At 60.7% G+C, this 9,709-nt stretch carries 12 protein-coding genes; 4 read left to right on the forward strand and 8 right to left on the reverse strand.

The annotated features are described in order from the left end of the window. Positions 1 to 474 precede the first annotated feature (474 nt). The 3 genes from ACIPZC_RS25350 to ACIPZC_RS25360 all read right to left on the reverse strand — a co-directional run bounded on the left by ACIPZC_RS25350 (position 475) and on the right by ACIPZC_RS25360 (position 2,786). The gene (locus ACIPZC_RS25350) at positions 475 to 1,770 is read right to left on the reverse strand and encodes an NAD(P)/FAD-dependent oxidoreductase (protein WP_400630247.1); all 1,296 of its coding nucleotides are present in this window, start codon (positions 1,768 to 1,770) and stop codon (positions 475 to 477) included. 84 nt (positions 1,771 to 1,854) lie between these two features. Then, positions 1,855 to 2,028, reverse strand: coding sequence for a DUF3094 family protein (locus ACIPZC_RS25355; protein ID WP_267818895.1), 174 nt, complete (start codon positions 2,026 to 2,028; stop codon positions 1,855 to 1,857). An 83-nt stretch (positions 2,029 to 2,111) separates the two neighbouring features. After that, positions 2,112 to 2,786, reverse strand: a complete 675-nt coding sequence (locus ACIPZC_RS25360) for a DUF1780 domain-containing protein (protein ID WP_400630249.1) — start codon at positions 2,784 to 2,786, stop codon at positions 2,112 to 2,114. Positions 2,787 to 2,820: 34 nt separating this feature from the next. Here ACIPZC_RS25360 and ACIPZC_RS25365 point away from each other — a divergent pair, with 34 nt between their 5' ends. Then, the gene (locus ACIPZC_RS25365; RefSeq protein ID WP_241807174.1) at positions 2,821 to 3,567 is read left to right on the forward strand and encodes an energy-coupling factor ABC transporter permease; all 747 of its coding nucleotides are present in this window, start codon (positions 2,821 to 2,823) and stop codon (positions 3,565 to 3,567) included. A 36-nt stretch (positions 3,568 to 3,603) separates the two neighbouring features. Here the strand turns inward: ACIPZC_RS25365 and yacG are convergent, their stop codons facing one another. Genes yacG through ACIPZC_RS25385 form a run of 4 tightly spaced genes read right to left on the reverse strand, consistent with a single transcriptional unit; the run spans position 3,604 to position 6,501 of the window. Beyond that, a complete protein-coding gene (gene yacG / locus ACIPZC_RS25370) occupies positions 3,604 to 3,804 on the reverse strand; it encodes a DNA gyrase inhibitor YacG (protein ID WP_241807175.1) in 201 nt (66 codons plus the stop codon). Next, the gene (gene coaE / locus ACIPZC_RS25375) at positions 3,801 to 4,424 is read right to left on the reverse strand and encodes a dephospho-CoA kinase (protein WP_241807176.1); all 624 of its coding nucleotides are present in this window, start codon (positions 4,422 to 4,424) and stop codon (positions 3,801 to 3,803) included. The genes yacG and coaE overlap by 4 nt, the downstream gene beginning before the upstream one ends. Further along, positions 4,424 to 5,290: a prepilin peptidase gene (locus ACIPZC_RS25380; protein ID WP_400630252.1), complete on the reverse strand. Its 867-nt coding sequence runs from the start codon at positions 5,288 to 5,290 to the stop codon at positions 4,424 to 4,426. Before ACIPZC_RS25380 ends, coaE begins: the two co-directional genes overlap by 1 nt. A 2-nt stretch (positions 5,291 to 5,292) precedes the next feature. After that, a complete protein-coding gene (locus ACIPZC_RS25385; protein ID WP_400630253.1) occupies positions 5,293 to 6,501 on the reverse strand; it encodes a type II secretion system F family protein in 1,209 nt (402 codons plus the stop codon). 214 nt (positions 6,502 to 6,715) lie between these two features. Between ACIPZC_RS25385 and ACIPZC_RS25390 the strand changes: the two genes are divergently transcribed. Continuing rightward, complete coding sequence (locus ACIPZC_RS25390; protein ID WP_400630255.1) at positions 6,716 to 7,126, forward strand: pilin; 411 nt, start codon at positions 6,716 to 6,718, stop codon at positions 7,124 to 7,126. Between the two features lie 793 nt (positions 7,127 to 7,919). On the opposite strand, the gene ACIPZC_RS25395 is transcribed toward ACIPZC_RS25390, so the two are convergent. Next, positions 7,920 to 8,234, reverse strand: a complete 315-nt coding sequence (locus ACIPZC_RS25395; protein ID WP_400630257.1) for a helix-turn-helix domain-containing protein — start codon at positions 8,232 to 8,234, stop codon at positions 7,920 to 7,922. 163 nt (positions 8,235 to 8,397) lie between these two features. Between ACIPZC_RS25395 and ACIPZC_RS25400 the strand changes: the two genes are divergently transcribed. Both ACIPZC_RS25400 and ACIPZC_RS25405 read left to right on the forward strand, forming a co-directional pair. Further along, on the forward strand, positions 8,398 to 8,796 hold the full coding sequence (locus ACIPZC_RS25400; protein WP_182408190.1) for a hypothetical protein: 399 nt from the start codon (positions 8,398 to 8,400) through the stop codon (positions 8,794 to 8,796). A gap of 430 nt (positions 8,797 to 9,226) precedes the next feature. Then, a complete protein-coding gene (locus ACIPZC_RS25405; protein WP_400630261.1) occupies positions 9,227 to 9,385 on the forward strand; it encodes an antitoxin Xre/MbcA/ParS toxin-binding domain-containing protein in 159 nt (52 codons plus the stop codon). Positions 9,386 to 9,709: the final 324 nt, after the last annotated feature.

The raw sequence follows: 9,709 nt of genomic DNA on the forward strand, positions 1-9,709 counted from the left end.
CTGCGACAGCGACTGTCTTGCTCAACGTCTAAAGCTGGCGCGATCCCTGTGCAAGCAACTGTCTTGCTCAACTTCCAAAAGCTGGCGCAATCCAGGTGGGAGCCGGCTTGCCGGCGATGGTCCGCAAAGCGGACCCAGATGCTCGCGGGTCCCGTCGAGCGCGCTCGGGCTGTTACAGGTCCGCTATGGGGGCTGCTGCGCAGCCCATCGCCGGCAAGCCGGCTCCCACCCCGACCGCGCAGTTCTTCAGGCCTGCGTTGTACCTGTTGAAGCAACTGTCTTGCTCAACTTCTAAAGGCTGGCGCGACCCCTGTGGAAGCAACTGCCTTGCTCAACTTCTCAAGGCTGGCGCGCCCCCTGTGGAAGCAACTGTCTTGCTCAACTTCCAAAAGCTGGCGCAATCCCTGTGGGAGCCGGCTTGCCGGCGATGAGGCCAGTACAGACAACCTGAACCTCAAGCCTCTACCAGGCAGGTCAGTGCAGCTTCAGTCGCGGCTCAGTGCCCCGCCCAATCTTGCTACCCAGCATCATCATCGCCGTGCGGAAGAACCCGTACAGCGCCATCTGGTGCATGCGGTACAGCGACACATAGAACATCCGCGCCAGCCACCCCTCCAGCTTCACGCTCCCCATCAGGTTGCCCATCAGGTTCCCCACCGCCGAGAAGCGCGACAGCGATACCAGCGAACCGTAATCCTTGTAGCTGTACGTCGGCAGCGGCTTGTTCTCCAGGCGCGCTTTCAGGCTCTTGGCCAGCATTTCAGCCTGCTGGTGCGCCGCCTGGGCGCGTGGCGGTACATTGCGGTCGCTACCCGGTTGTGGGCAGGCTGCACAGTCACCGAAGGCGAAGATGTCATCGTCGCGCGTGGTTTGCAGGGTAGGGCGCACCACCAGCTGGTTGATACGGTTGGTTTCCAGGCCGTCGATATCCTTGAGGAAAGCCGGCGCACGAATACCGGCCGCCCACACCTTGAGGCTGGCCTGGATCACTTCGCCGCTGGCGGTCTTCAGGCCATCGGCGGTCACTTCGCTGACGGCAGCGTTGGTCATCACCGTCACGCCGAGCTTTTCCAGGGTTTTGTGCACCGGCACGCTGATGCGCTCTGGCAGCGCCGGCAGTACGCGCGGGCCCGCCTCGATCACGGTGATGTGCATGTCCTTGGGTTGGATACGGTCCAAACCATAAGCCGCCAGCTCATGCGCGGCGTGGTGCAGTTCGGCCGCCAGCTCCACACCGGTAGCACCGGCGCCGACGATCGCCACGCTGATCTTCTCACTGGCCTGATCACCGGCATGGGCACGCAGGTAATGGTTGAGCAGTTGCTGGTGGAAACGCTCAGCCTGCTTGCGGGTATCCAGGAACAAGCAGTGCTGCGCCGCGCCCAAGGTACCGAAGTCGTTGGTGTTGCTGCCCACGGCAATGACCAAGGTGTCATAGCGCAAGGTGCGCGCAGGCACCAGCTCGCGGCCCTCTTCATCCAGGGTGGCGGCCAGTTGGATCTGCTTGCCTTCACGGTCCAGGCCGCTCATGCGCCCCAACTGGAAGTTGAAGTGGTTCCACTTGGCCTGGGCCACGTAGTTCAGTTCGTCTTCCGAGGAGTTGAGCGAGCCGGCGGCCACTTCGTGTAGCAGCGGCTTCCAGATGTGCGTGAGGTTGGCGTCGACCAGGGTGATGTCGGCCTGTTTACGCTTGCCGAGGGTTTTACCCAGGCGGGTCGCCAGTTCCAGGCCGCCGGCGCCGCCGCCGACAATCACGATGCGATGAGTCATGGGGATATCTCATAAGGTTTACGGAATTCTTGGCCCAAAGGGCCGGCCGCAAACTGCATGAGGGGAGGGCGAGCGCGAGGCAGCTCATAGCACCAGTCCACTCAACAGGCGGCTGAGGAGGCCCAGCCCGATGGTCACGGCCACCACCAGCACAAGGAGCAGCCACGGCCGGAATGGCTTGCGCTCGACTTGGTGCTGAGGGGCTCGCAGATACTCATCGACACGACGCTGATCTTCCGGATTCAGTCGGCTGGTCATGGTGGGCCTCGTCAGGTAGACGTATGTGACTGCCCGAACGCTACAGCGTTCCGGCAAGTACTTGAGACAAATGATAAAGCTTTCTATCCCTGGCGCCGAGTGTACGCCATCGCAAAGCGTCTCGGCACTGGATCAAAGATGCCCACGTCGAACACAATGCTGCGCCCCAGGTTGCCGCGCAGAAAGTCTGGGGCGTCCGGGTGGGCGAACAGCACACGGGCGAAGGTCGGCCCCACCAGCGACAGCGAGCGCCACCCCTGGCGCAGGTACTCGGTGGGGGGCGGGAAGTGGGTGTTGAGGTCGAGTACTTCACGCTTGAGGCTGGCGAAAGCGATGATGTCCAGCTCGCTCAGGTCCAGCCCGCGTTCGCGATAGTTGTGGGCCTTTTTGCGCAAGGTGGGTGCCAGCCGCGCCAGCAGCTCGGTGGCCGCGATACGCCTGGGCCGCGCCTCGCGCCGTACCAGCTGGGCCAGTGAAAAGGCGCTGCGCCTGCGCTGCAGCTCTTCGCGCCACTCATCATTGAGCCGGCGGCCCTCATCGAGCACGAAAAACACCTCGAACGACGCATCGCGGAACAACACATCGGGCGGCTCCTGGCCGGCCGGGGTGAACTCTTCACTGCGATAGGGGATGTTCAGCCCTTGCAGCAGGCGCTGGCATACCCACCGCTCCCGCTCCCATTTGCGAGCATTGGAAAGGAAGGCATTGGCTTGTTCGGCCTGGATGGTAAGCAGGCGCAGGTAGTCTGAGTCATCCATGCTCACAGCTTAGACGCTAAACCATGACGATAAGATGCTGTTTTTGAATGGGTGTAGACTCAGGTATGTCCACAGGCTCGACAGGGGCATTCGTCAAGTGATCAGCGCGCACGTCTTGTCCAGCACCAGCCTCACGCTCGGTTGGGTAGGGTTCGTCCCCTTACTGCTGTGGGCAGCCAGCCGCACCCGCTGGCTGGAACTGTTCGCCGACAGCCGCCGGCAGCACCTGCTGTTCGGTACGGTGTTCTGCCTGTTCGCACTATGGCTGGTCAGGCGCGACTTCGACACCGGTGTGTCGTACCACTTCATCGGCATGACCGCCGTGACCTTGTTGCTGGACTGGCCGCTGGCGGTGCTCGGCGGGTTTCTGGCCCAGCTCGGCTTGTTGGCGCTGGGGCGCCAGGACCTGGCAGCGCTTGGGGTCAACGGCCTGCTGCTGATCGGCCTGCCGGTGCTGGTCACCGAAGTGTGCGCCATTCTGGTCGAGCGGGCGCAGCCGCGTAACCTTTTCGTTTATATCTTCTGCTCAGGGTTTTTTCCCGCAGCACTGACGGTGCTGGTGTGCCTGCTGGCCGGGTTGGGGCTGCTGTGGCTGGACGGGCGGTTCGCCATGCCAGAGTGGCTCAGCGACTTTGTCGGCTACCTGTGGCTGATGATGTTCCCGGAGGCCTTCATCAACGGCATGGTGATCAGTGCGCTGGTGGTGTTCTGCCCGGAATGGCTGGAGACGTTCAACCGCACGCGGTACCTGCAGGCACCGTGGAAGGACGATGAGCGGTGATCGCTTGCCCCGCTCGGCCCGCCCCGGTGCAGCGCCTTAGTGCCGTGGCTCCAGGTCCCCCGAATACAACTCATCCTCGGCCTCTTGCGACCCCGCGATCTTGTGCTCTTCAGCCGCCCAGGCACCCAGGTCGATCAACTTGCAACGGTCAGAACAGAACGGCCGGAACGCGTTTTTCGCGTCCCATTCCACAGGTGCGCCACAGGTAGGGCAATCGACGGTCAATGGCTGGCTCATGGCTGGCCTCCTCGTAAAGTCAGGTAAAAGTGGTGCAGATGGTCGATCTGCGCATGCAGCGCGGCAAGGTCACTGTCGTTGACCACCACATCATCGGCATGGCGCAAACGCTCTTCGCGGGCCATCTGAGCCTTGAGAATGGCCTGCACCTGCTCGGGGCTGGTGTTGTCGCGCTGCAAGGTGCGTGCAACCTGCAGCGCTTGCGGTGCATCGATCACCAGGACGCGCTGGGTTTTCTGAAACTGGCCAGACTCGATCAGCAGCGGCGACACATACACCGCATACGGCGACTCGGCCTTGGCCAGGTAGCTGAAGATCTCCTGCCCGATCAGCGGGTGCAGCAGCTGTTCAAGCCACTTGCGCTGGGCCGGGTCGGCGAATATCACCTGGCGCAACGCTGTGCGGTCGAGCTGGCCGTCCTCCAGCAGCACGCCCGGGCCAAAGCGCTCGACGATGCTGGCCAGGGCCGGGCGGCCAGGCTCCACGACCCAGCGCGCTGCCTGGTCGGCATCGACCAGGTGTACACCAAGCTCGACGAAGCGCTCGGCGGCGGCACTTTTGCCGCTGCCAATGCCGCCGGTGAGGCCGAGAATCCAGGGGGTGAACGGCGCAGTGGTCATCAGAATCCAAGCAGTTGCAGGTATGAGGCGTATATTTCATCACCCCAGAGCACGGCAATCCACCCCGCAATGGCCAGATAAGGACCAAAAGGTATCGCCGTGCCCATCGAATGGCTACGCAGGCGCAGCATGCACACCCCCACCACCGCCCCGACCAGCGACGACAACATCAAGGTCAACGGCACTGCCTGCCAGCCGCCCCAGGCCCCGATCAGCGCCAGCAGCTTGAAGTCACCGTAACCCATGCCTTCCTTGCCGGTGACCAGCTTGAACAGCCAATACACCACCCACAGGCTCAGATAACCGGCCACCGCGCCCCAGATGGCGTCAGGCAATGGCACCACGGTAGCGAAAACGTTGACGATCAGCCCCAGCCACAGCGTTGGCAGCACCACCACATCCGGCAGGATCTGCTTGTCGTGGTCGATAAGGCTCAGCGCCAGCAGGCTCCAGGTAAAGGCCAGCAAGGCCAGTGCTTGCAGCCCGGCACCGGAATGCCAGGCCACCGCCAGCGACAGCAAGGCGCAGGCGAGCTCCACCAGCGGGTACCGTAAGCCGATAGGCTGTTTGCACGCAGAACAGCGCCCGCGCAAGGCCAGGTAACTGAGCACCGGAATATTTTCCCAGGCACGAATCGCGTGCCCACAGTGCGGGCAACGTGAGGCGGGCAGGCACAGGTCGAAGCGCTCGTGCGCATCGCTCGGCAGCCCCAGCGCCTCCTGCGCTTCACGCTGCCATTGGCGCTCCAGCATGATCGGCAGCCTGTACGCCACCACATTGATGAAGCTGCCGACCAACAGGCCAAGCACAGCCGCCACGGTGTAGAAATACGCCGGATGTTCGGCCAGTAACGTCCATAAAGTCATGTTCAGATCAAACTACCCAACTGGAAGATCGGCAGGTACATCGCCACCACCAGGCCACCGACCAGCAGGCCCAGGATCAGCACGATGGCTGGCTCCAGCAGGCTGGTCAACTGGTCCAGCGCCTGGCTGACCTGGTCCTCGTAAAGGCTGGCGGCTTTTTCCAGCATCTGGTCCAAGGTGCCGCTCGACTCACCGATGGCCGTAAGCTGTACCAGCAGCGGCGGGAATAACGGCTCAGCCGCCATCGCCTGATGCAGCCCTTGCCCGTTGGCCATGCCCTGGCGCAGCCGTAAAATGGCCCGCTCGTGTAGCTCGCCGCCACAGGCCCTGGCCACGGTGGCCAGGCCATCCAACAGCGGAACCCCAGCGGTATACGCCGTAGCCAGGCTGCGCGCGAAACGGGCCAGCGCCGCTTGCCCCAGCAGCCGACCGAACACCGGCAGGCGCAGCACAGAGCGAGCTATCCACAAGCGCGCTGGCGCATGGCGCCGATACAGCTGGCGCATACCCAACATCACCCCAAGCAAGGTTATCAACAGCAGCGGCCCATGGCGGCCCAGCCCTGTGGACAAGTCGATGACCCATTGCGTGAACGCCGGCAGCCCAGCATCAAAGCCGCTAAACAGGCTTTCAAAGCGCGGAATCACCTCCAGCAACAGCACCGCCGACACGCCCAAGCCCGTGAGCAACAGCAGCAGGGGATACAGCATCGCCTTACGCACCCGTTTGAGCAGTGCCTGGCGCTGCTCCAGCATGCCCGCCAGTTGCTCGAGCTGCCGGTCGAGCGTGCCGGACTGCTCACCCACCCGTACCAGGTTGCAGTACAGCCCGTCGAACCACTGCGGGTGGCGCTGCAACGCGTCCGCCAGCCCCAACCCCGCCGCCACATCCTGTTGCAAACGCTCCAGCAACGCCGCCTGCCCCGCGCCGCACCCACTGCGGCCCATCACCTCAAAGGCCTGCAGCAGCGGTACACCCGCCTTCAGCAACGTAGCCAACTGCCGGCTGAAACCGGCCGGGTCGCTTTTCACCCGACGTTCAGGCCAGCGCCATGCCAGCCCGCCAGCGGGCCGTAAACTGGCAACGCGAATGCCCTGGCGCTGCAGCCCGGCCCGCACATAGGCCGGGCTGCGCCCAGCCATCTGCCCGCGCACTGCCGCGCCATTGGCATCGGTGCCCTGCCAGGCGTACAGCTGTGTTGAATGGTTCATGCAAAGGTCCTTTTCTGCCCGAGCGACAAGCCTGGAAACAGCTTGCCGTGTCCATGAAGGGGCGCGCATTGGCGATGCTCACTAGAGTAGTTCAGCGAAGGTGACGCCCCGGCAGGCAGGGGTGACAAAAGGTGTCTGTTCAGGCCTACTGCGCCGCTGCCAGCCGGGTCGAGCCTGACCTCAACGAACACGCGTATCAAAAAGGAATCCGTTCATGAAAGGGCAACGCGGTATCACCCTGATCGAACTGATGATCGTCGTCGCGATCATCGGCATCCTGGCGACCATCGCCATCCCGATGTACACCAACCACCAGTCACGCACCAAGGCGGCTGCCGGTTTGCTGGAGATCAGCGCGCTGAAGGCAGCGATGGACCTGCGCTTGAATGAAGGAAAGGATGTGGCCGATGCAGCCGCACTGGGCGGCCAGCCCGCCACCGCGCATTGCGCGATCACCGCCGCCGGCAAAGCTGCCGACGGCAGCGCGAGCATCGTCTGCACCCTGGTGGATGCACCGGCCAACGTGGTGGGCAAAGCCCTCACCCTGACGCGTTCGGCTACTGGCTGGCGCTGCACCACCAACATCGAGGAAGACCTGGCGCCCAGTGGCTGCAAAGGGGCCTGAGGGTAGGGGAATAAGCCAGGCGAAACAGGCGTTTGCGTAACGGCTGCGGCAGTGGTACGTTGCGCTACACGCCGGTGTAGCTCAGTCGGTAGAGCAGCGCACTCGTAACGCTCCGGTTACTCGTTAGCTCCAATAAAATATGCCACCCTCACCCCCCGAAATTGCTGGCTTTCGTCAATTTCCCTCTTGCATATTTCCTTCTGAAATTTATGCAGCTCCCTATATGGTCACGGTCCGTTGAGCCTCGGCATTACCAGTGCCTGAGCTTCAACGCAGTGGGCGAATTTCAGCTTTTCGTTGGCGTGGTCCTGAGCTAAGCCGGGCAGGCTCACGAATTGAATGACATAGCCAATGGAAACGCCTGATTGTGAGGTGAAGCACACGTGTTCAGTTGCCCCTGAACGCTGTCCCAAACCTATTTAGGACGACTCGCTGACTACTGATGGAGGTGACGTTTCGCCTCTGTGATCAGGTGGCTCAATCTCTCCTCAGGCTCGCGGATCCGTAGCACTTGAAAATAGTTGTCATGGGGCTGACACCTCCCCCCATCGGCGAGTGCATTGGTTGTCTTCAAGCTTGGACACCGCCGACTGCGATCCAGAATGCTCACGTACTTTCTGCTCACCGCTGGCGGAAAATCAGTCTGTGTCAGGCTTAGCTACCGAAGGGAGTGAGCAGAGTATTTTCAGCTCCCGCAGCGCGGTCCCCCAAAAGTGAGCAGTTCCCAGTAATGGGAGAGAGCGGTGGGAAGAAACCTACGCTGCTGGCTCGGGATGAGGCGCTTGAAGCGCAGTCATACGGGATTTGATTTGGGTCGAATTTCCGCGTGCTCTGAACACTCCACCTCTTGAATCTCCGAGCGGACGAGCATGAGTAGCTCCTCCATCCCGAGTTCTGCTGACTCGTTCAGATAAGAAAGCGTGAACAGCGTGAGAGGGTGAACGCCGAGATGATCAGCGATTTGTCCAACCCGGTCCCATGAAGGAATCTTCTTGCCGAGTTCGAGCTTGCTGACGTTGGTCTGATTAATGCCAAACCCCTCCTGAGAAATTCCCTTAGCGCGACGCAGTGACCGAAGCGCGGTTCCGAAGGAGGGTGTGTGTTTCACATTTAGGCCTTGGCAAATGAAAAACATAGGGCCACAATGCGGGTAAAACGACCAGACCCTATAGGGTCTATTTTTAGATTATTATATACCTTGCGGCCTGCTGCCCTCGTTGGAGCACTCAGCTTGTGGTGAGACGGTCGTACATTTTTCCGAGAATCGAGCGATGTTTGAAACCCACGATCAAGCAGAACTGCCGAGCTTTTTCCAGCTGGACGAGGGAACCCGCAGTTGGGGGTATATAGCTCAGACATCGAATCAGGAATGGTTTTACGTCACTCATGAGACCTCAGACGCTGAGACCCGCTGTCTCCAGCAGTTCATGATTCCGATGCCTCAGTTTGTTTTGGAGTTTGCTTCCAGAGATGTGCCAGAGGCGTTCATTTGCGAGATCCAACTGGTGTCACCGCCTTGGTTGAATGAGAAGGGAGCATGGCTAATGGAGCCGATGCGAGCGATTCACAAAGTAGGTGAGCGGTTCTGTTATCAGTTGGCAGATGGCCAGATTTATCCTGTAGAGCTTGCAGGACTCGCCCGTCAGACCCTGTGGTCCAAAGATGTATGAGTTTGCGCAAGCTCGCCTTAGTGCGAGACACAGTTCGTTGCTCGTCCAAGGGGATAATTCCGAAGGACATGCCTTTACGTTCGACTGCCACAACGGGTGGGCGGGCCTTATCGATGGCGTGCTCCATCTGGTTGGCCGGTATGCCGCCGATCTGAAGCTGGAGGTGCGGATAACGACCGTCAAAGAAAAATTCGGCGAGCTGAGAGTTTACCAGCATGGTGGAGATGTGATCGTGGATCAGGCGTTTGACATTACCGAGATGGTATCCGGCCACGTATGTGAGCTATGTGGTAAGCCTGGCTCGGTGATGGATTATGAGGGATGGCTACAAGCACGATGTGAGCACCATCAAGGTGCGAGTGCATCAGAAACCCACTGTCCGATTCTGTTTGATGAGCAATATGTGTCGAACTACGTAGGATGCCTAGCAATGATATTGTGGACGTTTAAGTCCGGCGCTGCCCTTTGGGTCCAACGCAGGAACATCGGTCTCGGAGGGCTACGACCGCGAGAGGTCTTAGCAACAGTACACGGGTGCGAAGATGTATATCTGCTGCTCCAGCGTTTAGCCCATGGGGCGGTGGTCTAAAAACCTATGAAGCTCACAGCTGCGCCACGCTTAGTCATGGCTGACTACCCGAATCTCCTTATGTACCTCCGTCAAAGGTTGGTGTGGGAGTTCGAGAACGGGATCGTGGATTTCAAGCTGCTTCGGAGTCTCGTGTCGTCACCTAATTTGGCTGCAATGTACGTGAGAGCCTTCAGTCATCCTTCCTTGTGTGCTGCGGGCGAAACGTACCTAGATGCTCGCACTATGCTGATCGTGTCCCGGGAAGTGGTGTAACTCATCATGGTTCTGGCCGCTGAGTTCGCCGTTTAGTTGATCACGGCCGACAGCTTGGCCTGTGGATTA

Origin of the sequence: Pseudomonas sp. NPDC089743 (assembly GCF_044748785.1) — a bacterium.
Classification (GTDB): domain Bacteria; phylum Pseudomonadota; class Gammaproteobacteria; order Pseudomonadales; family Pseudomonadaceae; genus Aquipseudomonas; species Aquipseudomonas putida_X.

What these genes read in the sequence shown, in the direction of transcription:
- ACIPZC_RS25365 (WP_241807174.1), top strand. Translation starts at nt 2,821, where the DNA reads ATGCTGTTTTTGAATGGGTGTAGACTCAGGTATGTCCACAGGCTCGAC.
- ACIPZC_RS25400 (WP_182408190.1), top strand. Translation starts at nt 8,398, where the DNA reads ATGTTTGAAACCCACGATCAAGCAGAACTGCCGAGCTTTTTCCAGCTG.
- ACIPZC_RS25405 (WP_400630261.1), top strand. Translation starts at nt 9,227, where the DNA reads ATGATATTGTGGACGTTTAAGTCCGGCGCTGCCCTTTGGGTCCAACGC.
- ACIPZC_RS25390 (WP_400630255.1), top strand. Translation starts at nt 6,716, where the DNA reads ATGAAAGGGCAACGCGGTATCACCCTGATCGAACTGATGATCGTCGTC.
- ACIPZC_RS25380 (WP_400630252.1), bottom strand. Translation starts at nt 5,290, where the DNA reads ATGACTTTATGGACGTTACTGGCCGAACATCCGGCGTATTTCTACACC.
- coaE (WP_241807176.1), bottom strand. Translation starts at nt 4,424, where the DNA reads ATGACCACTGCGCCGTTCACCCCCTGGATTCTCGGCCTCACCGGCGGC.
- yacG (WP_241807175.1), bottom strand. Translation starts at nt 3,804, where the DNA reads ATGAGCCAGCCATTGACCGTCGATTGCCCTACCTGTGGCGCACCTGTG.
- ACIPZC_RS25385 (WP_400630253.1), bottom strand. Translation starts at nt 6,501, where the DNA reads ATGAACCATTCAACACAGCTGTACGCCTGGCAGGGCACCGATGCCAAT.
- ACIPZC_RS25355 (WP_267818895.1), bottom strand. Translation starts at nt 2,028, where the DNA reads ATGACCAGCCGACTGAATCCGGAAGATCAGCGTCGTGTCGATGAGTAT.
- ACIPZC_RS25360 (WP_400630249.1), bottom strand. Translation starts at nt 2,786, where the DNA reads ATGGATGACTCAGACTACCTGCGCCTGCTTACCATCCAGGCCGAACAA.
- ACIPZC_RS25350 (WP_400630247.1), bottom strand. Translation starts at nt 1,770, where the DNA reads ATGACTCATCGCATCGTGATTGTCGGCGGCGGCGCCGGCGGCCTGGAA.